This is a genomic window from Phyllobacterium sp. UNC302MFCol5.2, from assembly GCF_000686005.1.
In the GTDB taxonomy this organism is placed as follows: domain Bacteria; phylum Pseudomonadota; class Alphaproteobacteria; order Rhizobiales; family Rhizobiaceae; genus Phyllobacterium; species Phyllobacterium pellucidum.
This window is the reverse complement of record NZ_JMLL01000001.1, coordinates 23,367-48,106: the sequence shown is the minus strand read 5'-3', so window position 1 is coordinate 48,106 and position 24,740 is coordinate 23,367. Positions and strand designations below refer to the sequence as shown.

Genomic DNA, 24,740 nt, shown 5'->3' with positions numbered 1-24,740 from the left:
TGCACTACCCGTTCAAAACCTCAAGAACCTGAGCATGGAGTTCGGCGTTGGCGGCGGCAATGATACTTCCGGCCTTCTCGGCTGGACCGCCATCCCAGGTTGTCACAACGCCGCCCGCCTTTTCGATGATGGGTATCAGCGCAACGATGTCATAGGGATGAAGGCCCGTCTCAATGACGAGATCGACAAAACCCGCAGCAACCATCGCATAGGCGTAGCAATCGGTGCCGTAGCGGGCGAGCTTGACGCGCTGTTCGACGCGATCATAGGCAGTCCGCTTCTCTGCCTTGAATATAGCGGGCGTCGTCGTGAACAATGTCGCATCGGCAAGATCGCGCGTCTTGCGTGTCTCAAGCCGCCGCGTCCCGCCCGGTCCCTCATACCAAGACGCTGCGCCATCACAAAGGAACAGCTCTTTGGTAAATGGCTGCGCCATGACGCCGGCAACCGCGTCGCCATCCACAGTAAGCCCGGCCAGGGTACCCCAGACCGGGATACCGGAGATAAATGCGCGCGTGCCGTCGATCGGATCGATTACCCAGATATGCGAATGGTCGAGGTTCTCGCCGCCATATTCTTCACCCAGAATACCGTGGTCTGGATGCTCCGCATTGATCAGCGCGCGAATCGCTTTCTCGGCCTCCCGATCAGCCTCGGTAACCGGATCAAACCCCGACTCGAACTTGTTGTCGATGAGCGAAATATTGCGGAATCGCGGCAAGGTCTGCTCTGCGGCAACACTCGCGATTCGCTTTAAAAAGGAAAGTTCTACGACCAAAATGGCTCCTCGCGATTAAAACATTCTCATACAAGTGCATTATGGATGAGATTTGTGCATATTATTTGAGCAGTCGCCATCAGTGCACAAAAACATACACAAATTTCTTGACATTTGTGCGACGCAGCATAGAGTTGTGGGTGAACGGGGCGACCTGTTCTGCCCTCCTTGGGCGTTTCCTCCCTAGACTTGGACCGCGCTTCATGCGCGGTCTTTTTTATTGGCCGCGCTGCTATGCGCCTATTCTGCCGCGAGCGGTTGGTCGAGAAAATAAAAATCTGGCAGCGAGACGAGATCGGCAAGAAACTGGGCGATATCCCGCTGTAATTGGTCGAACCCGGACTTCTTCTCGTAACTCTGTTCGTTGAGATAGAGGCCGCGATTGACCTCGATCTGCAGCGCGTGAAGGCCCTTCAGCGGGCTGCCGTAGTGTTCGGTGATATAGCCCCCGGCATAGGGCTTGTTGTGCGCAACAAGGTAGCCCATTTCCCGCAGGAGATGGATAGCGGAGTTGGCAAGTTCCGGCGCGCAGCTCGTTCCGAACCGGTCGCCGATGATGAAATCCGGGCGCATCCCGCTCTCCGGGAAGCGAATGCCTGTCGGCATCGAATGGCAATCCACCAGGACGCCGTACCCGAAGCGCTGTCGCGTGGCCGAGAGAAGGCCGCTGAGCCTGGCATGGTAGGGCTTGTAGATCGTGCTGATGCGATCCAGCGCCTCGCCCAGCGGCAATTTCTTTGCATAGATTTCCTGGCCCTCGCCAACGAGGCGCGGCACGGTACCGAGGCCTCCGGCGACACGGGCGGAACTTCCATTGGCATAGGAAGGCAGAGCCTCCTGAAACATCTTGGCGTCAAGTTCGTAGGGTTCGCGATTGACATCGAGGTAGGCGCGCGGGAAGTGCGCCAGCAACAAGGGTGCTCCAAGCGGCACGGCGGTGGCGAACAGCTGGTCGACGAAACAATCCTCTGACCGGCGAATGGTTTGCGGGTCGAGCTGCGACTGTTCGAGGAAAGCGCGCGGGTAAAAGCGGCCGCTATGCGGGGAATTGAAAACGAAAGGAATGCGCTGGTCGGAGGGTTGCCGCACTTCGAACGGCTGGATATCGGTGAAATCGCGCTCGACTGTCATCTTCTGCTTCAAGGTTTCGCTGCAAGGCGGGCTGGTTTTCCCCACTCTAGTGCAAGTTTCCGCGATAGGGAATTGATGAACGGTTCGAAACGGCTTGTCCGCCAACTTTCCCCGGCGTTAAGGCTCAATGCTGATCACACTGGCGACACCTCGACTTTTGCCCCGTTCGCCCTTATTTCTAGCAAATCATTCACGCGATCTTTACCAAAAAAGCGTTTTGTTAAGAGTAGTACGACGCAGGGTTTGGGGATGATCCGGCGCTAGAGAATTCGGACGGACTGATGAAGAGAATCCTTCTTGCAGAAGATGACAATGATATGCGGCGCTTTCTGGTCAAGGCGCTGGAAAAGGCGGGCTATCACGTCACGCATTTCGACAATGGTGCCAGCGCCTACGATCGCTTGCGCGAAGAGCCGTTCTCGCTGCTTTTGACCGACATCGTCATGCCGGAGATGGACGGGATCGAGCTTGCACGGCGCGCCTCGGAGATCGACCCGGATCTGAAGATCATGTTCATTACCGGCTTTGCCGCGGTTGCCCTCAATTCCGATTCGAAGGCGCCTAAGGATGCCAAGGTGCTGTCGAAGCCGTTCCATCTGCGCGATCTCGTCAACGAAATCGAAAAAATGCTGGTCGCAGCTTGAGAAGCTGCGACATTCTTTCGTTCCGATAAAGAAAGCCCGATAAGTTCGACAGGCGCTATTGACGGGGCTGATTCAATATGGTGTATGCGCCCCGTCAGATGGGCGTGTAGCTCAGCGGGAGAGCACTACGTTGACATCGTAGGGGTCACAGGTTCAATCCCTGTCACGCCCACCATCTGAACCCCCACTCATAGTTCGTATGTCAAATGTCTGCAGCGCAGATGTTGAGGCTGGGCGAGCCAGAAATCCTAAACCTTCGCACGCTTCAAGACGTCATTGATTTTACTCTGCCAGCCCTTGCCCGTGGCTTTGAACTTGGCAATGACGTCTGCATCGAGACGGATCGTAACCGGCATTTTGGTTAGTTCCGCCTTTGGCCGGCCGCGTCTGGCAATTTCTCTGTCCATCTCGGTGGCAAGCTCTGGAAGAGCTTCACGGAAGGGCTTTGCTTGGGCGATCTCTTCCGTCGTCAACGGCGGGCTATCGACTGCGTCCCAATCCTCTTGTGTGAAACCACGACCCGATTCAAAGCCTGTCTTGAACGTTTTTTTGACCATCAGAGCAAACGCCTTTCGTCTATACGTGCTGGACGCATCGAGATCACCGACAATGCTTCTTTTCCAAGCACGTTAAAGACCACCACAATCATGCCGCTCTCGAAACGACCGATAGCTTTGCTGCGGCCTGCCCTGGCTGGAATGATCATCGAAGCAAGAAAGAACTCAAACGACAAGGCAGCAAAGTCCAAGCCATGCTTCGATATGTTAGCCAATCGTTTAGGTTCGTCCCAAATGATCTTCATTTATAATGTACGTACATTAATTCATTAAACAAGGTCTTCCTGCGCACAGTTAAACCCATTGCATTCTCGTGGCGCAAGCGTTCTCCCACGTGTATGATCGGTGTGAGCGTAGACGAGCGCGGGGACATCATGGATTGGAACGAGCTTTCAGGGCCGCAGTTGAAAATCCTGCGCGAGGCTATACTGCGCTCGTTTCCGACAGTGTCGCGCTTCGACATGTTCCTCTCCGACGAACTCGACAAGGGGTCGCTCGCCAATGAGGTCGGGCCCGGCAGCTTCGAGCAACAAATCCATGCCTATCTGATCAGCATCCAGAGCGAGGGATGGACCGACAGCCTCGTCGACGCCCTGCAGAGACAACGCGGCAAGAATCCGTGGGTGCGGCGTCTGCCCGATGCCATCCGTGCAGCGGGGACCTCCGCACCGGAGCGCTTGGCCGCCGCCCCCTCGATGCAGCTCGAAAAGATCGTGCAGGGTGGTGGCTTTGCCGATCTGAGGATCTGGGCGCAAAGCCTCGCTCTCGTCAGCGCGGCGACGTGCAGGATCGAGTTTCCGACCGGGCAGGCCCAAGGCACCGGGCTTCTCGTCGCGCCCGATCTGGTCCTCACCAATTATCATGTCGTCAAGCGGCAGTTGAACAAGGAGGCGAGCCCCGCCGATATCGTTTGTCGTTTCGGGTATGCCCGCGATGCCAACGGGCTCGACGAGGGCACGCCCTATAATCTTGCCGCAGGCGACGCATGGACGCTTGATGCCAGCCCGTTCGATACGGTCGACACCGGCGGTGCAGGCATCGCCAGCGCGTCGAACCTCGATTACGCGGTGCTGCGCCTTGCATCGCCGCTGACCGACTGGAAGCCGATCCGCGTTGCAGCCAATATCGCTCTTCCCAATGCTGATTTGCCAGTTCTCATCGTTCAACACCCGGCGGGAACGCCGCAAGCGCTGGCGATCGGCAAATCGCTCGGCACCAACGAGAATGGCTCCCGCTTTCGCTATGACGCCGATACGCTCGGCGGCTCGTCCGGTTCGCCGGTGTTCAACCAGCGTCTTGAACTCGTTGCCCTGCACCATGCAGGTGATCCGCGGTCCGAGATTCGTGCCGCGTACAATCAGGGCATACCGATTGGCCTAATCGTCGCGGCCTGGCAGTCCAAGCAGTTTCCCCCGTTCTGGCAATAGGCCTAGCCCGCAGCCGCAATGAACGCGGTGGTCTTTGGCGCCGCGGCGAGATTGCTCTCGATTTCCGCCAGCACCACGTCGGCCACCGCCTGGTGCGACAGGCGGCAAAACATGGTTTCGGTGCTGTTGAAGGTCCTGTTCTCGAAGAGCTTGTTGACCGGCGCGCCGCCCATGCACAGGTTGAAATAGGCGCAGCTTGCCTTGCATCGGCTGACCCCTTCATCGATGTCGCGCCACATTGCCCGGAACGCAGGCGATGCAAGCGCGCTGGACGGCGTCGCGTCGGCGAGATTTCCAATACAGAAATCCCCAAAGGCTTTATTTTTGAGGCCTGCAAGCTCAGGCGAGAAAGTGAAAAGATCGCCGCCGGACGATACGGTCACGATTCCGAACGGCGCGTTCTGCGAATTGTGGCCGAAGTAGCTGAAGGCCGGGCTCTGCAGGCAGGCGAGAAGGTCCTCGCGTTCGCGGATCAATATGGGAGGATCGGCTGCGCGCGCTCTTTCGCTCACGTGGGCGAAGAAACGGCGGAATGCGGTGTCAGACCCTTCCGCCTCAAGCGTCGACGTTTCAACGGAGCCCTCTATTTCCTCGACGTTGAAACCCACATGGCGAATATCCTCAGCATTGAAGAAATCCATCAGTTCTTCCGCAGCATCGAGGGTCGCCTTGCCGACTACGCAGATGATATGGAAGGGGACGCCGCGGCGGCGCAGATGATCGATGCCGCGCATGACCTGCGCATGCGTGCCTTTCCCCGATCGCGTTTTGCGCCGTGCATCATGCAGCCGCGCTGTTCCGTCGAGGCTGACACCTACGCGCATATGCGTTTCCAGGAAGAAGTCACACCATTTGTCGTCGATCAGCATGCCGTTGGTCTGCATGGCGTGCGGCACGGCGAGTCCGGCCGGCGCCACCCGGTCGAAAAGGGCAATGGACTGACGATACCATTCCGGCGCAACGACAAGGGGCTCGCCGGCGTGCCAGACGATTGTAAAGTCCGGCGCATTGAGTTGCGAATCGAAGATGAAGCTGGCGGCGCGGCCGACTGTTTCCAGCGGCATGACTGTCTTCTCGTTACGATGCGGCAAATAGCAATAATCGCAATTGATGTTGCAGAACGCCGTCGGCTGCATCACCAGCAGCCGGGTCGTGCCGCGCAAGGACTGCGCGTCTAGTAGTTCTGCCATCCATTCGCCCAGTTCGGAAAATTACCGAAGTTCGGAAAATTCTGCCACTGCGCAATCTGCGTGCTGTCGGGCGCTGCCAGTTCGGGCTTGCCGATTGCTTTCAGATAATCCGACCTGATCTGACCAAGCCTGTCGATCGCCCGCAGGTTTTCCACGGCGACAGGTGCTTCGGGCGATGCGTTCCCCGGCGGGGTCAGTGCGACTGCCGCCAGGGCGCCGAGGCCCAAAGTTCGCAGATTACTCGTTACTTTCATCTTCAACTCCAGGCCAACCTTTATCGGGTTTCGAGACAAATGCCTTGCATTCCGCGATGTCCTTGCACGTCTGCGGCAAGCGATATTTGAAACCGGCAGCACCCTGAAGCGAGGCTCCGCTGGCATTCTGCCACCGCATCTCGAGGATATCGCTCAGCGGCTGCGTACCAACAAGATATCGCCACTTGCGCAGCTTGACGTCTTCGAGCCACAGCCAATCGCCCTGAACGCCTGCGTCGATGATTTTTGGACCGATATATACGATGCGGGTCCGAGCGGTATGCCCATCATCCGGCTCGGCAAGGCCCTTCGCAGCATCCCTGTACTGCACCTCTATCGTGTTCTGGCAGTCCGACAGATCATCGAGGCATTTCTTGTTGTCATAACCTGCCCTGTATACCACAAGCTGCTTGTCATTTGTATCAAGATCGACGGGACCGGCGTCACAGGTGCGATAGGTCGGCCTCGTGTCGAGGGCCCTGACATCGTCGGGTCCGCCCTTCCCTGCCGTCGCCCTGAAAAGGTTCACCTTGTAGGACCGGCACGCCCGCCCGTCTTTGGCCGCATCGTTCCCTTGTCCGTCGGCCAGCAACCCTGCGCCAGCCATTCCGGTCGGGACCTGGATCGGATCAGAAAGGCCTGTCGTTGTCCACAAATACACATTCGTCCGCTTGCCCGCATGTTCCGGGCCGATGTTCGGAATCAAAAAGCCGACGACCGCGCCGGCCTGGACGAACTTCACATCCTGGATTTTTACATCTGCCAGCCGCGTGCGTATCTCGCGATCCTGGACGAGGAGGTTGATTTTCTCGCCGCTTTCAGTCGAGCGCGGTCCGCGAACGCCAAATTGCGTCGGTGTGTTGAGCCGCCGCAAGCCTACATATGTGTCGAGCCGCGTGGTCATATTGTTGCTGGGTGATTCCGATACGTCGAGACGGAAAACCCAGTTGCCGTCCTTCGACCCGCATTCAAGTTTTGTAACGGTACTTATGGGGTTTCCATCGAAGGGTGACGGCACCTTGAACGCTATCTTGGACGCATCTAATGCGCCGGAATTCTCGGTCGCCTTCTTGCAGTCCACGTTCTGGATTTCGCCCTTCGGCAAGCCAGGCTCGAACGAAACCATAAGATCGGCGCCGTAGACCGCGCGCGCACCGGTATCGATGAGTCCGATGGTTTTGCGCAGCACGGATTTCTGCTGTTCGTCATGCGTCGACTGATAGTCCGCTTTTACCGTGTCGATCAGCCATTTCAGGGCGCGATCGTCCGCACCGTTGCGCGGGGCCGTCGAATTGGCGAAATCGTTGACCGCGAGCGCACGATTGAGTTGCACCGCAAGGCCGTCTGCCCTGACGCGCTCATTATTGGCCCACAAGGAAGCTCCAAGCGCGACCATGGCCAAAACGGCGATGGCGCTGACGCCCCACATGACGAGGGTCTGCAACTGGTTGACCCATTTGCTGCCCCATTCGCGCCATTTGACAGCGTCGCGCCAGAGGTCGCCTATCCAACGAATCCGCTTGTCCGGCTCTACCAGGGCCTGGCCAGTATCGCCGATCGAAACAAGTTGCTTCTTTTTCTCGACAAGAACGTCCTTAGCCCACGCATCGCTGTAACGGGAATCCGGGCCGAACAGCAGGCGTAGTGTCGCCTGGCTTTCCGAAGGGATCAGCGTGCTCGCCGCCTCCCAGTTCCTGTGGAACAAGCGATGCAGCAGCCCGCTTTCGATATTGTCGATCGCCGGAAGCTCCTGGATTGCGAGCTGCGCCAGGCGCTGTTCGAGGCGCTTTTGCAATTCGAGATGCTGCTTGTAAGCCGCCCAGTTACGGATGAGCGACTCGTGCGTGACATTGTAGATGTCCGACCTCTCTCCGCTCTCGGATGGCAGGAGTTCGACGAGGCCCGCATCCTCGAACTTCTGCAGCGCATCGCGCAGGTAGGACCGAAGGAGCCCCTTCGCCGCCTTCGATGTTCCGAGCCGAACCGCGCCGGCGCTCGTCGCCAGCATCTCGTCGACCGAAACAAATTTTCTCACCGCCTGGCCGCCATCATCGAGCTGCGCCAGACAGCACAAGGAGACGGAAAGAATACCTTCCGCCTCAAGACGCAAATCATTCTGGCCGCCTTTGAAGCCTTGCTCCTTCGCCATCGCCGTCATCACGTCCTCGGCCTCGGCGAAAACCCGATCGGCGGCGGCGTTGAGACAGCGCCCGAGCCGGCATACCTGCTCGTTGGCCGCCGTTGGCGTCCAACCGGGAACGGACGCAAGATGCTGCGTATCGATTTCGAACTGCGCATCCTTGTTCTTTGCCCGCCTTACAATCCAGTCATCGACGGCGTGTTCCCAGACCAGCGGCAGAAAATGCTGCAAGAGGGGCAACTTATCGGCCTTGTGCTGAAGAGCTTCGCCGGCCTCCCGGTACGCCTCCTTGAGCTCCTTCACCGATTCTGCCGTGTAGGGTGCGATCCGCGCTTCGGTGGCGGCGTCGAGGGGCAGTTCCCAGAGCTTGGCAAGTCGGCCTGCCGGCTCGACGATTGCCGCCTCGATGTCATCACCGGTGACGAGGTCAACCAGATACATCGAGGAATTGATAACCTCGGCCATGCCGGCATATTCGGAAAACCGGTGGAGTTCCTCGCTGCGCATCGTGGCAACCGCGAAGAGACATGCAGGCTTGTACTCGTAAATATCGCGGAGCAAGCCAATCAGCGCCTTGCGGCCATCCGCATCGCACTCCTTGCGGAATATCTCCTCGAACTGATCGATGTGAAGCAGGAGCAGTGGGCGCCCGCTCCGCTCGCCATAGCTTGCGGCTTCGTCAAAAGTCGCAAGGACTTCACTGACGAAATCAAATACCGATCGGGTCGATATGGTGCCTTTGGTCGGCGAAATCTCGCGATCCAGCCATCGCAGCGTTGCTGTCTCGACATCGTGCTGTGTTGCACCGTCGGGCCATTCGATACCAAATTCGCGCGCCGCTCCGCGTATACGGTCCGTTGCCCCACGGATCGAGGCCGATTTTTCCGCGGTCGAGCGCTCGGGGAAATCGCCTTTGGGCATGTCTTCAGTATCGGGATCGACATAGGCGAGGTCGATGATCGAACGTAGAACGCTCCACAAAGCTTGTTGAAGTTGCCCGATCGGATCTTTTGCCGGCCGCATTTCGGCGACATACCAAGCGCCCCATTGCCCCTTGATCGGAATACTGTCGAGTTCCGCGATAAGGCCAGCGCGTGTCAGCGAAGACTTGCCGCTGCCCGAACCGCCGACGACAAAGGTCATTCTCCCGGCTGTCGCCGTGTTCTCGGTCTCGCGATTGGCGAAGAATTTTTTCAGATCGCGCTTTTGTGTTTCGCGGCCACAGAAATACCGCGCAAGGTCCCTGCGAAAACTGCGCAGGCCCGGATAGGGGGTCGTGATGAGGATACCCGCCCCCTTGGCAAAACACGATTTGTCACCCGCTAGCCAGCGCCGGATGAAGATCTCGGCATGGGTCTCCGGCAGGTCGGTCGCTGCACCAGGGATTACGTTCACGCGTACCGCCTCCCTAGTGGTGCATCATGTCTTTGGCCGCATCGATCAGATGGTTCATATCGCTGCTGTTGAAATCGATCTTGTTGTTGTCGCGTCTGACCTTGAGCAGGTTCCAGCGCCGCACAGAAAGGCCTTCGTCAAATTTGAGACCATCGAACTTATCGAAATTCTGAAATAGCACGGCGATACGGAAAATCTTCGGCTCGCGATCCGGAAAATATTGTCCGACCAGTCGGTCGATCCGCGTATCCCAATCCTCGAAATGGTTGATGGTATGCTGTTTATCGCCGGGCCTGGTTCTCTGATCATGGGCGGCGACGATATTGAGTTGCGCCCGATTAAAACGGCTCACACTCTCCTCGAGGCTATCGAGCGATACGGCGACTGTTTCATATTCGCCAGGCTTGACCACGGTCTGGCCGAGCTTTTGCAGGTTGGTCGAAAGAAGCTGGCGGTTTGGATCGCTGTCGGGAAGATTTTCGAAACGCGTACGCAGCTTGCTCTCGCAAAGGTCGCCGAAGCCGGCAAGTTTGGCAAGCTTTGCCCCGATTTCTTCGACCGAACCTTTCCAGGCGTTCTCTGTTTTCGGATTGATCTCCGTGCTGTCCCACCACTCGCCTGCCGAGCGCCAGTAGACGCGCTGGAACTTGCTGACGCTATCGCGCCAAATGCCCACCACATCGTCGTTGGAATACCCGAGGGCGTCCATGAGCAGCGGGATCATCTTGTCCTTGAGCCCGCCGACAGTGGTGTTTCGCTCCGATGCGGAGCGTGTAAAAATCGGCGGATATCGGAAGAACTCGTCACGCTGCGGCACGGTCATCCGCATTGTATCGCCCCAGCCATCCTCCCAGTACTGTACACGGTCCGCGTTGAATCGGCGCAGATATTGAAAAAGCGCAACGTCGCCGGCCTGCGTACCCGGATCGGTGTCAGCGGTCGACGGCGTCCCAAGCAACAAGACATTGGACAATTTGGGTGACAGCGGCTCGTCCGGCAGATTGAGAAAAGCCTGAAGCTCAGCGCGGACGCTAGCCCGGTCTTTTGGATCATTCTTGAGCTCCCGCAAGAATATTGGCTCGTCATCGATGGCAGGATACTTGGCGCGATAGCGGTCCTTCCATTTGTTCCACCAGTTGCCCATCTCCTCCTTCTCATAGATGAGCATGAAACGTTTGCGCGCCTCGGGAGGACCCGAACGGGATTTGAGCCAATCGTTGAACGCATGGTCGAAGACAGTACCATCCGTCGCTTCCAGATTTTCGAGATCGACCGGCGTTACAATAGCGAGGAAATACTTGGACTGGCTGATCTGCTCTGCTTTGAGTTCAGTAACTTTCGCCCACAGTTCAGCAGTAAATGGATGGTATTGTGCAAAGTAATCGAAGACGCCTTCGTCATCGCAATACTTGAAAGCGACTTCCCCTTGCATGTAGGTCCGGAGCCACATGTTGCTGTCGATATCGACTGGGTCCATAAGCGACTGGATCTGCGCGCGGATTCGCTTCTTTGTCGTCAGAATACGCAGGAACTTGTTCATCAGGGCTTCAGGAATAATCGTATCGACAATGTAATCCTGCAGCGCTTCCTCATAGCCGAGGTCCGGATTGACCACCGTTGCGGGAAGCGGCAAAAATTCCTGATCGGATAGAAAGATAGAGAAGAGGTTCAGGTTGGGAAACGCCTGACCAATCAAATATCGAAGCAATTTGATTTCACTGCCACTCAAGTCACTCACGCAAGCGTCCCCCGAGACACGAGAACTCTGATTGGTCAATATAGCATAAATTACTTAAAGTTCACTCGGATAGACTGGAGAATCTTTAATCACTTGGTATTAACATGTTCGACCATAACTTGTTCATCGCCCGCCTTCTACAACTAAGTACTCGATTTCATTGCAGAAAACACTGAATAGACGCGCAGGGTTCTTACTTTACGTAGCGTGGTCCGGAAATAGCGGCGTTACAATCCCTGATCTATCATTATGTCATACAGCCAGAACGCTCTCGAAATACTGAACGGCGCTTTCGAGGGGGTGGATTGCCGCAATCACCTCTTCTTGAACCAACTAATTCCTTTGGAGCAAATGGGGCAGGCTTCAGCAGATTTCGCTTGATCAGGCGCAATTTTGTGTCAAGATCGTCAAATATTCGCTTGAATATTACAAGTTACTAAAGCATTTGCAACAACTTATAGTTGATAATACTGGAGTTTATTAGGTTTATTGGTCTTGCACCAATGCTGAAGATTCCGGGTCGGATTACTTTGCCTATTGAATAGCAGTGCATGGCGGCAACCCGAGGAACGCGACCTGACGGCGATATCGGGAATTGACGTGGACGGCAGACTGGAGTTGCGCCCGTTTTACGAAGCCAGGCGTTGGCGGGTCTTGGACCATGTTCCATTTTGCGGAGGATAGGATGCCTGCGACCCCTCAACTGCTCGATCTGACGGCACTCGGCACCATTGGCGGCATGACACTTGCAACGACGGCAGTGACCAACGGCCTTTGGCGTTCCCTTGGCTGGCAACCGCGATGGCTGGGGCTCGCAGTGTCGTTGGTGATCTGCCTCGCAACGGCCTTCTTTGCCGGCAGCACCGCCGGAGCCGACCTCTTCCTTGCGGTCCTCAATGCCTTTGTCGTCTATCTCGCCGCGGCTGGCACGAGCGGCGCCGGCGCTGCGCTCCAGGGCGGCGGAGCGCCCGCTCCCGCAAATGAGGGGCGCGAACTGCCCGGAGTGGACGAGGGACCAGCGGAAAGGCAGTTCCTGCGCTCCTGGTTTTGACGAATGGAGCTTTCGCAATGAGTTGCGCCCGAGGGCGGACAGGTGGGGAAAATGGGGAATACGGACGCTGACAGGCTGAAGGATTATCTGACGCTCATCACCAGGAAACATGGCGGTATCGAGCCCATCAGAAACATGCTGGAGGAGCGGACCAAGGCTGGAGGCGATTCCGGTCTCGAAAGCATGCCCGGCGATACGGATGAGACGAGGCTCGCCAAATCGGGCCTCGAAGCGATCGAGCTTGGCCGCGATCCCTCCAAGGGTGAGCTTTACGGGCTTGAAGCGATCATCCTGCCGGACTTGCGGCCGGCGATCGACATCGTCGACAATACCTTTACCGTCACGCATCCGCTCTGGCGACGCCTGTCGGATGATGCTGCCATCCGCACCAGGATAGAAGGGGTCATTCCGTCGATCGGCCGCATCGAATTGCCGGGCAACAACAAGTATCCCTATGGTGGCACCGGCTTTGTCGTCGGCGACGGCCTGCTGATGACCAACAGGCATGTCGCCGAAATTTTCTCGAAAGGGCTTGGCGACCGCAGGCTCGCCTTTATCGACGGCGCACGGGCGGCCATTGATTTCAAGCGCGAACAGGGACGTCCGACCGGCCCGATGCTCGACGTCGTTCGCGTGGTCATGATCCATCCCTATTGGGACATGGCAATTCTTGCCGTGAACGGCCTTCCCGCAACCGCCAAGCCGTTGAAGCTTTCGCTATCGGATGCGCGCGACCTTACGGGCCACGATATTTTCGCCATTGGCTATCCTGCCTTCGATCCCCGCAACCCCTCCGATGTCCAGAACGATGTCATGGCGGGACGCTACGGCGTCAAGCGGTTGCAACCGGGCGAACTCCAGGGCGGCATAACGACATCGAGCTTCGGCAAGATGGTACCCGCTGCGACACATGATTGCTCGACGCTGGGCGGAAACTCGGGCTCGGCAATTCTCGACCTTGATAGCGGCGAGGTCATGGGCCTGCACTTCGGGGGCCTTTACCAGAAGCAGAATTATGCCGTGCCGGCCTATGAACTGTCGCGCGACAGCCGCGTAATCGCGGCCGGCGTGCAATTTGCCGGAGCCCCGACCGGCGGTGCCAATGATTGGGGCGATTGGTGGCAGCGGGCCGATGGTGCCGAACTTGTTGCGAATGGCGGCGACCCGACGATTTCCAGCACGGGGAATACCGCTTCCAGCGCCACCGCCCACGCCGCGTCGTCGATCACGATCAAGCAAGAACGCGAGGTGGGACGCATCGTCCTGCCGCTACGCATTACCATTTCAGTCGACCTCGACGATCAGAAGGCCGTGGTCGTGGCAAGCGAAAGTGTGAGCGCCGACGACGCTGGCATGACTGAGTCCGCGCGGGCGCCGTTCCGCGATACGGACTTCAGCACGCGCAAGGGCTATGACGCACATTTTCTCAATGACCCAAGTCAAGAGGCGCTCCTCGCGCCGGTCGAGGTGGCCATGCCGCAGGCAGCGGATGCGAGCGTGCTCGCCCGGACGCTCACGGGATCGGACACGCTTCACTATGAGAACTTCTCGATCAGGATGCATGCGCAGCGCCGCCTTGCTCTGATCACCGCGTCCAACGTTACCAAAGCGCCGGAACTCAAACGGCCCGAACCCGGTCGCGACTATACGCGGCGCGGCCTTTCCGGCCTCGGCGAGAGCGACCAGGAACTATGGTTTACCGATCCGCGCCTCGATGAAGCCCTGCAGATTCCGGATGTGTTTTTCACCAGAGATCGCAAAGCTTTCGACAAGGGCCATATCGTGCGCCGCGACGACGTTGCCTGGGGCGCAACCTACGATCAACTGCGTCGGGCGAATGGCGATACCTATCACGTTACCAATTGCTCGCCGCACGTCGCGGGGTTCAACCGGGCCGCCAGCGGCCACGAAAATTGGGGCGATCTTGAAAACTGCGTGCTCGCCGAGGCAGCCAACGAGCGGCTCTGCGTTTTCGCTGGACCGGTGCTCGACCCTTCAGACGAAGTCTTCACCGGTGTCGGCGAGGGGCGAACTGTGCTGCGTGCCAAGATCCCGTCCCGCTACTGGAAGGTGATCACCAGCCGCGTGGCCGATGGCATCGCCGCCTATGGATTCATGCTTGAGCAAGACCTTGCCGACGTCGATTTCGAGTTCGCCGTGCCGGCCGAATTTGTGCCGGCAATGTATCCGATTGCCGACATCGAACGCCTGGCCGGTGTCCGCTTCGACGAACAGGTGCGCAAGGCCGATCAGTACGAGACGGTTCGCGGAACCGAAGTCGGGCTGCACGCAGGCAGTCGCCGGAAAAAAATGGCGGCAGGCGGGCCGGCTCAACCCGCTCGAACGCAAAAATAAGGGAGGGAACAATCGATGCCACGTTGTCCTTTTGCGACCTGGAAGCCGATCAGCGGTTCGTCTGGAACCTACACCGGCGGCCCGTTCAAGATCGTTCATCACACAACCGAAGGAAGTTCGGCGGCGGGCGCATTCGCCGCGTTCAAGGCGAACAGGTCCGATCCGCATTTCACGGTTGATGCCACCACAATTTACCAGCACATCGATACGGACACTGCCTCACGCGCGCTCAAGAACCTCGCTGACGGCGTCCAGACGAACCGCGATTCAGCCATCCAGATCGAAGTCGTAGGGTTCGCCCACCGGCCAAAGGTTCGCGCCACCCTCGATAATGTTCGACGGCTTTGCCGCTGGCTCGAAGCCACCCATTCCATTCCGAAAGTCTGGCCGAATGGCTTGCCCAAACCTGCGGTCAACGGTCAGGATCCGGGCGGCCATAACCGCAACGCCAGTATCTGGGATACGAAGGGCGGCCATTACGGCCACAGCAACGTGCCGGAAAATACCCACTGGGACCCGGCCTACACCAAGCCGGAAGTCGATTACCTGATGCTGGAAGATACTGAGGGACCGGAGGTCGTGGAGGGGCTGGAAACCATTCCGTTTTCCGATCCCGGGCTTGAAAGCGACCATTCGCATATGCCGGACCATGCCGATCCGCAAGGCACGCATACTGAAATGCCGGCAAGGCGACCGGCACGTGCCCGGGCCAAGCCGGCCGCAAAGGCGCCTTCGCGGCCTAAGAAGACCGTCAAGTTCGACGAGAGCCCCGTGGGCACAGTCAAGGTCGCAAGGGCAGCAGCCGGAACGAAGAAGGCCCCGCGGACGCCTGTAAGGGACAAGGCGCCGCGGAAGATCGACTGAGCACGCTAGGCGGCGCAGGCTTCGCAAATGGCGGCGACGTGGCGATGATCGGTTCCGCAGCATCCGCCGAGGACGCTCATCCGCGGAAACGCCCGGGTCAGCGCTTGATAGCGGCGTCCCAGATCGAGTGGATCGCCCACGTCGAGCGTGGTCGAGTCGTCGAGCTCAGCGTGACTTTTGGTCGAAGCATTGGCTCTCAGGCCGCCAATGCGGCGCGTCCACGCTTCACCTTTCTCCAGGACCTGCGCAAAGTGCGTGGGATGCGCACAATTGATCATGTAATATTGCGGCGAACCACCCGTCGCCTCGTCGACCCGTTCGATCGCTTCCCGCAGAGACAAACCCGTCACCAGCTTGCCATCGGTTTCCACCGTGAATGATATCACACAAGGCATTTCACTGGCCCGGGCGGCGCGCGCGATGCCAATCGCTTCGTTGTAGTTGGTGAGCGTGTAGGCGGCGACCAGATCGGCTTCGGTATCGGCAAAGGTTGCGATCTGCGCGGCATGATAGGCTTCGGCCTCATCGGCATTCATATTGCCGGCCTTATAGCCGTCGCCGCGCGGACCGATTGCGCCGCTGATGACGCAGGGCGTTGCAGCCGTTTCATACTCCTGGCGAAGTTCGACAAGCAGATCCACCGAACGGCGGTTGACGGCGTCCAGTTCGGCGCGGCCGTAGCCGAGCTTGGCGCCCCAGTCCGCGTTTGCCCGCCATGTCGGCGTGTCGAGGATGAAGCCGGTAGCGTTCTCTTTCGCCACTTCAAGATAGCGAACATAGTAGTCTCTGAGATGCTGCCGTCCCTCGTCGGTCGACATCAACACGAATGCGGCAAATTCCGGCAGCTCAATGCCTTCGAGGAATATGAGCGTCGTTTCCATCCCCCCATCGCTGAGGAAAAGGCTGCCGGAAAGCTGCGGCAGATTCTGGCGATATTTTGCCATGATCGTCTCCAAGGTTACTGCCGCACTCCCCGGTCATTTGACCCTTGTCGGCATGGTCCTTTTTGCGCTCTTTGGGCTGCACGATCTAGAAAGCTTGCGGTGCGGCCGCGGATTGGCTGATAAAACTTTGTCATTTCAGAGACTTAGCTGCCACAATGGCCGGGATCGCCCTTTCCATGCTATGCTACCAATCGCAAAACTGTATCGACGGTACAGTAGTTCTGGGGAAGGCCATGGGCAAGGGCGCGGAAACCCGCGAACGGATCATCGAAATTGCAGAAGCTTCGGTCCTCGCCAAGGGGTTCGGCGCAACGTCGATCGAAGAGATCATTGTCGAGGCCGGTATTACCAAGAGCGGCTTCTTTTATCACTTCAAGGACAAGAACGAACTCGCCCACAAGATGGTTCGGCGCTACGTTGACGAGAACAATCGCGTTTTCGACGAGATTTTCGAACGCGGCCATCAATTGTCAGACGATCCGCTTCAAGCCTTCCTCATCAGCCTCAAGCTTCTTGCAGAAACCATGTCCGACCTTCCAAGCGGCCATCCCGGCTGTCTCATTGCCAGCATCTGCTACCAGGAAAGGCTCTTCGATCGCAATGTGCGCAATCTTATCGCCCAATCGGTAAAGGAATGGCACATGCGCTTCCGGGCGATACTCGACGACATTGCCGATGTTCACCGCCCGCGCGATGCGATCGATCTCGGCGATGTGGCCGACATGCTCTCATGCATCGTCGACGGCGCGATCATCATGTCGAAGGCGCTCAACGATCCGAAGCGTATCGAACGTCAGGTGTTGGCATTTCGCAGCTTCGTCAAACTGTTGTTTTCACCCGCAACCGCCCAGCTCGAAAAACCACCTGTTCCAGACAGCATACAGGCCGCATGAGATGGTGCTCCTTTATGACGGGATGACATTCACGCCATAACCCGCTATCGAACAGCCTAAATAGATCACAAGACGTTCGGAAAGCGCGAAGTTATGAAGGAAGCGATTTCACTCAAGCAGTTGAAGGAAGCGGTTGGCACCGAGGTCGGCTGCTCGGAGTGGCGGGTGGTCAGCCAGGAAATGATCAACCAGTTCGCAGATGCCACAGATGACCACCAGTTCATCCATACCGATCCGGAGCGCGCAGAGAAGGAAACGCCCTTCGGCGGGACGATCGCCCACGGGTTCCTGACGATTTCGCTGCTTTCGACGCTCGCCTATGAAGCCTTGCCGATGCTTGAGGGCGCGACCATGGGCATCAATTACGGTTTCGACAAGGTTCGGTTCATGGCGCCCGTAAAGTCCGGCAAGCGGGTTCGCGCCCGCTTCAGGCTGGCGGATGCCGATATCCGCCCTTCCGGCCGCGTGCTCAACAATTACGAAGTGACCCTGGAAATCGAGAACTCCCTCAAGCCTGCGCTGGTCGCCAATTGGCTGACCATCGCGGTCCTCGAAAATCCGCCTGAAATGGATTGAACGGCGAGCGCTTGCCTCAAGCGGCGAGCTTGCCTTCCAGATCGAGCGGCGCCGACACCCCCTTATATTTCGTCACCAGTTCCTTGAACGGAAACGGCCCCTGCACGAACATGCCCATGTCGTAGGGGTTGCGAATCTGTGCGCCTTTGAGGAACAACAGGTGCATCTTGAAGAAGTTTTTCCTGGCACGGACGTAACGCTTTGCGCTGTGGATGCGCTTGAAACGAATGCGCTCGATGACCGGAGCCTGACGCGGCTTTATCCCAAGAGCCACTGCCGGATCGGATTTGTAGAAATGCACGATGTCGGTAACCGTCTGGAACTCCGCCCACTGGACCGGTGTCTCTTGCATGACCACGCGCACATCTTCACGCAAACCATTGGCACGCGGGTGCAGTGCAATCATCAGCAGGCAGGAACCCGCAGCGACCAGTGACACCGGCTTGCGCCTGAGCAATTCCGGATCGATACGCCATACGTCAGCGATGGCCTCGACCGCGGGCACCGTACCTAGACTATGGGCGATAATGACGACCTCGTCAGCGTCAGTCACTCGAAGCTTCTCGGCAAGATTGGCTGCAAAAGCCTTGCGGCGTTGGTTGAGAGCGGGATTGCGGCCGTAAATGCGGTCGGAAGCTGCAGCCCAATCGTCAAGCAAGTACGAGAAGAACACTTTCTCCCCGGGCCAACGGATGACCACACAGCCAATGACGAGCGCGAGCGGCACCGTCCATAGAAGGTGAAGCTTGCTGCCCTCGGCGAGCACGGGAAAGAGCCCAACCGCCAGCGCGGCAAGCGTCACGAAGCAGGCATAGGCGAACGGCCAGAGAAAGAAGATGCAGAAGCGCCAGCTGGTGCGCAGATATCGCCAGAAGGTGCCGGTCAACAAAATGTCGAGGAACGCCATGAGACCGGTTGCGAAGCGCGTCACGACGTTGCGTGCTGCATAGGCGTCGAAGATATCGGCCGAACCGTACTGGCAGAATTTCGTTTCGGTTTTCCAGTCGCTGCCGCGCGTGGTGATATCCATGGACGCGATGTCGTCGCCTTCGGCAACCATCGGGCCGGCAGCGGTTCTTGCGCCCCAGAGCTTGTTGAAATCCGCCGCGCTATTGAGATAACGCCCGCGCACCGCATCAGGGTGCAGGCCCTCATAGCCGGTAAAATTGATGACGAGACGCTTTCTGACGGCCATTTCACTTCTCTCGGCAAAGAGACCACGCGAAATCGGCAGTCATCACAATAGCTGCAAACGCGGCAGCGATCCAAAGTGGATGGCTCCGCCCGCATGATCGCGCCGTTTACATGAAAATGGCCGGACTGCACAACCGGAACTTCATGCAGTCCAAAAAATCAGCCGTCGATCAGACCCAGATGTCGCGCGCCGATTCCTGCAGGAAAGCGAAAGCATAGGGAGAGAATGAGCGCCAGCATTCGACGCGGAATGTATTTTCCGCCGTGCGCCAAAGGACGACCTCGATCTTGCCGAGAACCGTGCGGGAGGCGGCCCCCACCGGGAATGCGCGTTGCGAAAGGTCCTGAGGACAGCCGCCATTGACGACGCCTTCCGCCCCTTTGCCCGAAACGATGATCCCGACATTGCGATGGGAAACGTCGACTGCCGAATGCAGTACCTTGGCCTTGGCGAGGTCCGCAACGAGGTTGCTTTCGCCGTCGTCGATGATCAGCCACTCGTCGGGGCCAAGCCACAAGGCGGCGCGGCTCCCATTCACGGCGGTCGATTTCGGTTTTGTCGGCAGCGTCAGACCGAGTGCTTTCGAAAGGGCAGCGACAGCGTCCGGGCGGGCCCGCAGCGAGATACGTGTCGCATTATCAGCCAGCGTCACCGAGACCGCGGCCGGACCGGTGCGACCCGACTGCAGCGGATGCAAGCGTGTTGCCTGGATCGTCTCAACCATTCAAACGCTCTCCCTTGTCATCGAAGAATACAGTTCCGGTGACTTCCACTTCGATCACTCCATTCGGCATCGGCACATAGAGCGTCTCGCCGAGCCGCTTCGTGCCATCGATAACCAGCGCGAGGGCGATGGAGCGGCCGCAATTTTCCGACCAGTAGGATGAAGTCACATGTCCGATCATTGTCATCGGCACAGGCTGGTTCGGATTGGCAACGATCTGCGCGCCTTCCTCCAGCACCACCTTCGGATCAACGGTCTTGAGACCGACGAGCTGCTTGCGTCCCGGAGTGACGAGATCGCGGCGCAAGAGCCCGCGAATACCGACATAGTCGGTCTTGTTCTTGCCAATGGCCCAAGTCAGCCCGGCATCCTGCGGCGTCACCGTGCCGTCGGTATCCTGACCAACGATAATATAGCCCTTCTCCGCGCGCAGGATATGCATTGCCTCGGTACCATAGGGCGTCAGGCCAAGCGGCTTGCCGCGTTCGTAGATCGCTTCCCAGACCGCCTGCCCGTAATCGGCCGGAACGTTGATTTCGTAGCCCGTTTCGCCAGTGAACGACATGCGGAACAACCGCGTGGGCACGCCGCAAATCTTGCCTTCGCGCCCGCTCATGTGCGGCATGGCTTCATTGGACATGTCGATTCCTTCGACCAGCGGCGCGATGATCTCGCGCGACCTTGGCCCCTGCACGGCAATAACCCCCCATTGCTCGGTGGTCGAGGTAAGCCACACATCAAGGTGCGGGAACTCGGTCTGCAGGTAGTCTTCCATGTGGTTCATGACGCGGGGCGCACCACCGGTCGTCGTCGTGACGTGGAAGCGGTCCTCGGCGAGGCGGCCGACAACACCGTCATCGTAGATGAACCCGTCTTCGCGCAGCATGATGCCGTAGCGCAGGCGCCCGACGCCAAGCTTTTCCCATGGATTGGTGTAGAGCAGTTCCAGGAACTTCGCCGCATCTGGGCCAACAACCTCGATCTTTCCAAGTGTCGAGGCATCGAAAATGCCGGCCTCGGTGCGAACGGCAACGCATTCGCGGTTGACCGCGGCATGCATATCCTCGCCGGCCTGCGGATAATACCAGGCACGCTTCCACTGGCCGACATCCTCAAAGGCAGCGCCCTGCGCCGCATGCCAGGCGTGCATCGGCGTGCGCCGGGTCGGATCGAAAAGATCGTGCCGCGCATGATTGACGATGGTGCCAAACGTCACCGGCGTGAACGGGGCGCGGAACGTCGTGAGGCCCACGGCCGGAATCGGCTTGTTCAGGGCCTCGGCAGCGATGGCAAGGCCGTGCAGGTTCGATGTCTTGCCCTGGTCGGTCGCCATGCCGTTCGTCGTGAAGCGCTTGACGTGTTCAATCGAGTGCATGCCTTCGCGCACGGCGAGCCGGACATCCTTGGCCGTGACATCGTTCTGAAAATCGACGAAAGCCTTGACCGTCGTGTCTGGGCCAGCGCCGGCAGCCGAGCCGATCATCCCGCCGATCCAGCTGGCACTGCCGGTGGCGGTCAATGATACCGGCGTACCCTTGCCGGCAAAGCCCGCCTGCTCGGCCGACGATCCGCCGGCGGCGATGGCCTCATTGATCACGTCCTGCAAGCCGTCCGTGCCGTTGCAGGCACCGACCGACAGGCAGTCCTGCGCGTAGGTGCCGGGAAGAAACCTCTCGTTTGCCGCGTCCCACGCCACCTTGCCGCGCGACTGCGAGAAGAGGTGAACGGAGGGCGTCCAGCCCGCGGAGACGATCACGGCATCGACCGCGACCTTGCGCTCGCTGCCGCCCCTGTTGGGCTTGATCAGCATCGATGAAACACGACGCTTGCCGCCGGCGCTGAAGACCGCATGTCCCGGCAGTACCTCGATACCCAGCGATCGCGCTTCCTCGACGATGGCCGATTTCGGGTTGTCGCGCGTATCGACGATGATCGGAACGTCGATCCCGGCCCGCTTCAGGTCGATCGCTGCCGCGTAGGCCGAGTCGTTGGCCGTGTAGACGCCAACCTTGCGGCCGATCGCAACACCGTAATGATTGAGGAACATGCGCGCAGCCGAAGCCAGCATGACGCCCGGACGGTCATTATTCGCAAAAACCATGTGCCGTTCGATCGCGCCCGTCGCCAGCACGACCTTCTTGGCGCGAATCTGCCAGAGGCGTTCGCGTGGCATTTCCGCTGCCGGAGTGCTGAGATGATCGCTGATCCGCTCCGCGAGACCGACGAAGTTCTGCGCATAGTAGCCGAAGGCCGTCGTGCGGGTCAGAACCGTGACATTGTCCATGGCACGCAGCCTGGCGATGGTCGCCGTCGCCCATTCGTACCCGGGCGCGCCGTCGATGGTGACATCGCTTTCATAGCGCAGCGCGCCACCGACTTCCGGCTGTTCATCGCAAAGGATGACGGTTGCACCGGTGGCTGCAGCGCTCAACGCTGCGGCAAGGCCTGCGGCACCGGCCCCTACGACAAGCACGTCGCAATGGGCAAAGCGGTTGGAATAGCGGTCGGTATCCGGTTCGCCAGGAACCACGCCGAGGCCGGCGGCTGCGCGAATCTTCGGCTCGTAGATCGTCTTCCATGCGAATTTCGGCCACATGAACGTCTTGTAGTAAAAGCCTGCCGGCAGCATCGGCGAGAAAACATCGTTGATCGCGCCGACGTCGAATGTCAGCGACGGCCAGCGATTCTGCGACTTCACCTTCAGGCCGTCATAGATTTCCTGAACCGTTGCGCGGACGTTGGGCTGCTTTCGTGACTTGTCACGCTCGATATCGACCAGCGCATTCGGCTCTTCGCTGCCTGCCGACAGGATGCCGCGCGGACGGTGATATTTGAACGAGCGTCCGACCAGATGGATGCCGTTGGCGAGGAGCGCCGATGCAAGCGTGTCGCCTTCGAGGCCGGTAAGGCTCTGGCCGTCAAATGTGAAACGGACTGTCTTTGCGGGTGTAAGCCGACCTGCGCCGGAAATACGGTTGCTGCCGGAATGAACCTGGTTGGTCATGGCTCAGGCCTCCGCTTTCTTGGTGCGCGGCGTGCGCGGCGCGGGAGATTCAACGACTGCTTCTGCCGGCGTCGTCCCTCGTGTCACAAGTTGCTCGACATTGGGCTTCGGTTCGCCCGCCTTGTAGACGGTCAAGAACTTGTCGGAAACGGAATCGCGCACGGCATTGAAGAACCGTCCGCAGCCATGAATGTGCCGCCAGCGCTCGAACTGAAGTCCCTTCGGATTTTGGCGGAAGTACAGGAAGGCGGCGAAATCATCGTCCGACTGGTCAACGATCGGGTTTGCACGGACCAGATGCGCTTCGCCGGCATTGCGGAATTCCAGTTCCGGGCGCTCTTCTTCGCAATAGGGGCATTTGATGAGAAGCATGTCTTCGTCTCGTTTCTAAAAAAGTCAGTGCGCCACGGCAGCGGCGGCTGCCTCGTCGATAAGCCGGCCACTGGTAAAGCGCTCGATCGTGAACGGAGCGTTGATACGGTGCGGCTCGTCGCGGGCGATCGTGTGGGCAAACACGTTGCCCGAACCCGGCGTTGCCTTGAAACCGCCCGTGCCCCAGCCGCAGTTGACATAGAGGCCGGGAACCGGGGTCTTGGCCAGGATGGGCGAGCGGTCGGGTGTGACATCGACAATGCCGCCCCACGAGCGCAGCATCTTGAGGCGTGTCAGGACCGGGAACATCTCGCAGATCGCATCGAGCGTATGGTTGATGATGTGAAGGCCGCCTGTTTGCGAATAGGACGTATACTGGTCGGTGCCGGCGCCGATCACCATTTCGCCTTTGTCCGACTGGGAAATATAGGCGTGCACGGTGTTCGACATGATCACGCAGGGAATCAACGGCTTGACCGGTTCCGAGACCAGCGCCTGCAGCGGGTAGCTCTCGAGCGGCATGCGGACGTCCGCCATGTTCATGATGACCGACGTATGTCCGGCGGCGACGACACCGACCTTCTTGGCGTTGATGGGGCCACGATTGGTATCGACACCGACCACGGCGCCATTGGCGGCGCGGCGAACACCGGTGACTTCGCAATTCTGGATGATGTGAACGCCGCGGTCTGCAGCCGCACGGGCATAGCCCCAGGCCACGGCATCGTGGCGTGCGGTCCCGCCGCGGCGCTGCAATGCTGCACCGATGATGGGATAACGTGCATCAGCAGAGAGGTTGATCGGCGGGCAGAATTCCTTGACCTGCTCGGGCGTCAACCACTCATTGTCGATGCCGTTCAGCCGGTTGGCATGGATGTGGCGCTTGAACACCTGAACGTCGTGGATGTTGTGCGCGAGCATCATGACGCCGCGTGCCGAGTACATCACGTTATAGTTGAGGTCCTGGCTCAGCCCTTCCCAGAGCTTTACCGCATGTTCGTAAATACCGGCGGATTCGTCATAGAGATAGTTGGAGCGGATAATGGTCGTATTGCGACCCGTATTGCCACCGCCGAGCCAGCCCTTTTCGAGCACGGCCACATTGGTGATGCCATGTTCCTTGGCAAGATAGTAGGCGGTTGCGAGACCGTGGCCACCGGCGCCGACAATGATGACGTCATATTCCGACTTCGGTTCGGGCGACGTCCACTGCTGTTCCCAGCCCTTGTGGGCACGCATGGCTTCGCGGGCCAGAGCAAATACCGAATATTTCCGCATTACCTATTCCCTTTGCGCACAACTTGGCTTCGAGCGCCGATTGTTCAAAGATTTCTCGCCGGTTTCCTGTCCCAAAATCGACATGGAGTTTATCGACATGCGCGGCGTGTTAGCGCATCACTATCGTATCTGTCCAAGCGTCTTTTGCCATTTTGCGACGGAGATTGGCGCGCGATGCCGGTCAGCCCCAAATTAAACCGTGGTCCATGGCTTTGGCGAACGAATATCAG

The 24,740-nt window shown here is 58.7% G+C and carries 21 protein-coding genes and 1 tRNA gene; 8 read left to right on the top strand and 14 right to left on the bottom strand.

Annotated elements, in window-relative coordinates:
- Positions 1-4: 4 nt before the first annotated feature.
- Both hisN and BR48_RS0100235 read right to left on the bottom strand, forming a co-directional pair.
- Positions 5-778: a histidinol-phosphatase gene (gene hisN, locus BR48_RS0100240; RefSeq protein ID WP_027229492.1), complete on the bottom strand. Its 774-nt coding sequence runs from the start codon at positions 776-778 to the stop codon at positions 5-7.
- 240 nt (positions 779-1,018) lie between these two features.
- Positions 1,019-1,909, bottom strand: a complete 891-nt coding sequence (locus BR48_RS0100235; protein ID WP_027229491.1) for an N-formylglutamate amidohydrolase — start codon at positions 1,907-1,909, stop codon at positions 1,019-1,021.
- A 281-nt stretch (positions 1,910-2,190) separates the two neighbouring features.
- Here BR48_RS0100235 and BR48_RS0100230 point away from each other — a divergent pair, with 281 nt between their 5' ends.
- Together BR48_RS0100230 and BR48_RS0100225 are read left to right on the top strand one after the other, a co-directional pair.
- On the top strand, positions 2,191-2,553 hold the full coding sequence (locus BR48_RS0100230) for a response regulator (RefSeq protein ID WP_027229490.1): 363 nt from the start codon (positions 2,191-2,193) through the stop codon (positions 2,551-2,553).
- Between the two features lie 100 nt (positions 2,554-2,653).
- Positions 2,654-2,728: transfer RNA gene (locus BR48_RS0100225), tRNA-Val, on the top strand.
- A gap of 73 nt (positions 2,729-2,801) precedes the next feature.
- Here BR48_RS0100225 and BR48_RS0100220 read toward each other — a convergent pair.
- Together BR48_RS0100220 and BR48_RS0100215 are read right to left on the bottom strand one after the other, a co-directional pair.
- On the bottom strand, positions 2,802-3,110 hold the full coding sequence (locus BR48_RS0100220; RefSeq protein WP_155810769.1) for a BrnA antitoxin family protein: 309 nt from the start codon (positions 3,108-3,110) through the stop codon (positions 2,802-2,804).
- Complete coding sequence (locus BR48_RS0100215) at positions 3,110-3,355, bottom strand: BrnT family toxin (protein WP_027229488.1); 246 nt, start codon at positions 3,353-3,355, stop codon at positions 3,110-3,112. The genes BR48_RS0100220 and BR48_RS0100215 overlap by 1 nt, the downstream gene beginning before the upstream one ends.
- A 129-nt stretch (positions 3,356-3,484) precedes the next feature.
- Here BR48_RS0100215 and BR48_RS0100210 point away from each other — a divergent pair, with 129 nt between their 5' ends.
- Complete coding sequence (locus BR48_RS0100210; RefSeq protein ID WP_197030308.1) at positions 3,485-4,537, top strand: trypsin-like peptidase domain-containing protein; 1,053 nt, start codon at positions 3,485-3,487, stop codon at positions 4,535-4,537.
- 2 nt (positions 4,538-4,539) lie between these two features.
- Here BR48_RS0100210 and grrM read toward each other — a convergent pair whose 3' ends face one another.
- From grrM to BR48_RS0100190, 4 genes are read right to left on the bottom strand one after another with little or no spacing between them, the layout of a single operon-like run.
- Entirely contained in the window at positions 4,540-5,727 is a 1,188-nt protein-coding gene (gene grrM, locus BR48_RS23300; RefSeq protein WP_051614364.1) for a cyclophane-forming radical SAM/SPASM peptide maturase GrrM/OscB, read from the bottom strand.
- A complete protein-coding gene (locus BR48_RS0100200) occupies positions 5,712-5,981 on the bottom strand; it encodes a hypothetical protein (protein ID WP_155810768.1) in 270 nt (89 codons plus the stop codon). The genes grrM and BR48_RS0100200 overlap by 16 nt, the downstream gene beginning before the upstream one ends.
- The gene (locus BR48_RS0100195; protein WP_027229485.1) at positions 5,965-9,516 is read right to left on the bottom strand and encodes a hypothetical protein; all 3,552 of its coding nucleotides are present in this window, start codon (positions 9,514-9,516) and stop codon (positions 5,965-5,967) included. The genes BR48_RS0100200 and BR48_RS0100195 overlap by 17 nt, the downstream gene beginning before the upstream one ends.
- A gap of 13 nt (positions 9,517-9,529) precedes the next feature.
- Complete coding sequence (locus BR48_RS0100190; RefSeq protein ID WP_155810767.1) at positions 9,530-11,254, bottom strand: hypothetical protein; 1,725 nt, start codon at positions 11,252-11,254, stop codon at positions 9,530-9,532.
- Between the two features lie 685 nt (positions 11,255-11,939).
- On the opposite strand from BR48_RS0100190, the gene BR48_RS0100180 reads away from it, so the two are divergent.
- From BR48_RS0100180 to BR48_RS23290, 3 genes are read left to right on the top strand one after another with little or no spacing between them, the layout of a single operon-like run.
- Positions 11,940-12,305: a hypothetical protein gene (locus BR48_RS0100180; RefSeq protein ID WP_027229483.1), complete on the top strand. Its 366-nt coding sequence runs from the start codon at positions 11,940-11,942 to the stop codon at positions 12,303-12,305.
- Positions 12,306-12,356: 51 nt separating this feature from the next.
- On the top strand, positions 12,357-14,660 hold the full coding sequence (locus tag BR48_RS25330) for a DNA/RNA non-specific endonuclease (protein WP_027229482.1): 2,304 nt from the start codon (positions 12,357-12,359) through the stop codon (positions 14,658-14,660).
- Between the two features lie 15 nt (positions 14,661-14,675).
- Complete coding sequence (locus tag BR48_RS23290) at positions 14,676-15,524, top strand: N-acetylmuramoyl-L-alanine amidase (protein ID WP_027229481.1); 849 nt, start codon at positions 14,676-14,678, stop codon at positions 15,522-15,524.
- A 5-nt stretch (positions 15,525-15,529) separates the two neighbouring features.
- Here BR48_RS23290 and BR48_RS0100165 read toward each other — a convergent pair whose 3' ends face one another.
- Positions 15,530-16,468, bottom strand: a complete 939-nt coding sequence (locus BR48_RS0100165) for a homocysteine S-methyltransferase family protein (protein WP_027229480.1) — start codon at positions 16,466-16,468, stop codon at positions 15,530-15,532.
- A gap of 233 nt (positions 16,469-16,701) precedes the next feature.
- On the opposite strand from BR48_RS0100165, the gene BR48_RS0100160 reads away from it, so the two are divergent.
- On the top strand, positions 16,702-17,361 hold the full coding sequence (locus tag BR48_RS0100160) for a TetR/AcrR family transcriptional regulator (RefSeq protein WP_027229479.1): 660 nt from the start codon (positions 16,702-16,704) through the stop codon (positions 17,359-17,361).
- A 93-nt stretch (positions 17,362-17,454) separates the two neighbouring features.
- Positions 17,455-17,937: a MaoC family dehydratase gene (locus BR48_RS0100155; RefSeq protein ID WP_027229478.1), complete on the top strand. Its 483-nt coding sequence runs from the start codon at positions 17,455-17,457 to the stop codon at positions 17,935-17,937.
- Between the two features lie 16 nt (positions 17,938-17,953).
- On the opposite strand, the gene BR48_RS0100150 is transcribed toward BR48_RS0100155, so the two are convergent.
- From BR48_RS0100150 to BR48_RS0100130, 5 genes are all read right to left on the bottom strand, one after another.
- Complete coding sequence (locus BR48_RS0100150) at positions 17,954-19,132, bottom strand: hypothetical protein (RefSeq protein ID WP_027229477.1); 1,179 nt, start codon at positions 19,130-19,132, stop codon at positions 17,954-17,956.
- Positions 19,133-19,301: 169 nt separating this feature from the next.
- Positions 19,302-19,856, bottom strand: coding sequence for a sarcosine oxidase subunit gamma (locus BR48_RS0100145; RefSeq protein WP_027229476.1), 555 nt, complete (start codon positions 19,854-19,856; stop codon positions 19,302-19,304).
- Positions 19,849-22,860, bottom strand: coding sequence for a sarcosine oxidase subunit alpha (locus tag BR48_RS0100140; protein WP_027229475.1), 3,012 nt, complete (start codon positions 22,858-22,860; stop codon positions 19,849-19,851). Before BR48_RS0100140 ends, BR48_RS0100145 begins: the two co-directional genes overlap by 8 nt.
- Positions 22,861-22,863: 3 nt before the next feature.
- Positions 22,864-23,232 (bottom strand): sarcosine oxidase subunit delta, encoded by a 369-nt coding sequence (locus BR48_RS0100135; protein WP_027229474.1) that lies wholly within the window; start codon positions 23,230-23,232, stop codon positions 22,864-22,866.
- Positions 23,233-23,256: 24 nt separating this feature from the next.
- The gene (locus tag BR48_RS0100130) at positions 23,257-24,510 is read right to left on the bottom strand and encodes a sarcosine oxidase subunit beta (protein ID WP_027229473.1); all 1,254 of its coding nucleotides are present in this window, start codon (positions 24,508-24,510) and stop codon (positions 23,257-23,259) included.
- Between the last annotated feature and the right edge of the window lie 230 nt (positions 24,511-24,740).

What these genes read in the sequence shown, in the direction of transcription:
- BR48_RS0100180 (WP_027229483.1), top strand. Translation starts at nt 11,940, where the DNA reads ATGCCTGCGACCCCTCAACTGCTCGATCTGACGGCACTCGGCACCATT.
- BR48_RS0100210 (WP_197030308.1), top strand. Translation starts at nt 3,485, where the DNA reads ATGGATTGGAACGAGCTTTCAGGGCCGCAGTTGAAAATCCTGCGCGAG.
- BR48_RS0100150 (WP_027229477.1), bottom strand. Translation starts at nt 19,132, where the DNA reads ATGGCCGTCAGAAAGCGTCTCGTCATCAATTTTACCGGCTATGAGGGC.
- BR48_RS0100230 (WP_027229490.1), top strand. Translation starts at nt 2,191, where the DNA reads ATGAAGAGAATCCTTCTTGCAGAAGATGACAATGATATGCGGCGCTTT.
- BR48_RS25330 (WP_027229482.1), top strand. Translation starts at nt 12,357, where the DNA reads ATGGGGAATACGGACGCTGACAGGCTGAAGGATTATCTGACGCTCATC.
- BR48_RS0100140 (WP_027229475.1), bottom strand. Translation starts at nt 22,860, where the DNA reads ATGACCAACCAGGTTCATTCCGGCAGCAACCGTATTTCCGGCGCAGGT.
- BR48_RS0100235 (WP_027229491.1), bottom strand. Translation starts at nt 1,909, where the DNA reads ATGACAGTCGAGCGCGATTTCACCGATATCCAGCCGTTCGAAGTGCGG.
- BR48_RS23290 (WP_027229481.1), top strand. Translation starts at nt 14,676, where the DNA reads ATGCCACGTTGTCCTTTTGCGACCTGGAAGCCGATCAGCGGTTCGTCT.
- BR48_RS0100165 (WP_027229480.1), bottom strand. Translation starts at nt 16,468, where the DNA reads ATGGCAAAATATCGCCAGAATCTGCCGCAGCTTTCCGGCAGCCTTTTC.
- BR48_RS0100220 (WP_155810769.1), bottom strand. Translation starts at nt 3,110, where the DNA reads ATGGTCAAAAAAACGTTCAAGACAGGCTTTGAATCGGGTCGTGGTTTC.
- BR48_RS0100200 (WP_155810768.1), bottom strand. Translation starts at nt 5,981, where the DNA reads ATGAAAGTAACGAGTAATCTGCGAACTTTGGGCCTCGGCGCCCTGGCG.
- BR48_RS0100155 (WP_027229478.1), top strand. Translation starts at nt 17,455, where the DNA reads ATGAAGGAAGCGATTTCACTCAAGCAGTTGAAGGAAGCGGTTGGCACC.
- BR48_RS0100135 (WP_027229474.1), bottom strand. Translation starts at nt 23,232, where the DNA reads ATGCTTCTCATCAAATGCCCCTATTGCGAAGAAGAGCGCCCGGAACTG.
- BR48_RS0100160 (WP_027229479.1), top strand. Translation starts at nt 16,702, where the DNA reads ATGGGCAAGGGCGCGGAAACCCGCGAACGGATCATCGAAATTGCAGAA.
- BR48_RS0100215 (WP_027229488.1), bottom strand. Translation starts at nt 3,355, where the DNA reads ATGAAGATCATTTGGGACGAACCTAAACGATTGGCTAACATATCGAAG.
- BR48_RS0100130 (WP_027229473.1), bottom strand. Translation starts at nt 24,510, where the DNA reads ATGCGGAAATATTCGGTATTTGCTCTGGCCCGCGAAGCCATGCGTGCC.
- grrM (WP_051614364.1), bottom strand. Translation starts at nt 5,727, where the DNA reads ATGGCAGAACTACTAGACGCGCAGTCCTTGCGCGGCACGACCCGGCTG.
- BR48_RS0100145 (WP_027229476.1), bottom strand. Translation starts at nt 19,856, where the DNA reads ATGGTTGAGACGATCCAGGCAACACGCTTGCATCCGCTGCAGTCGGGT.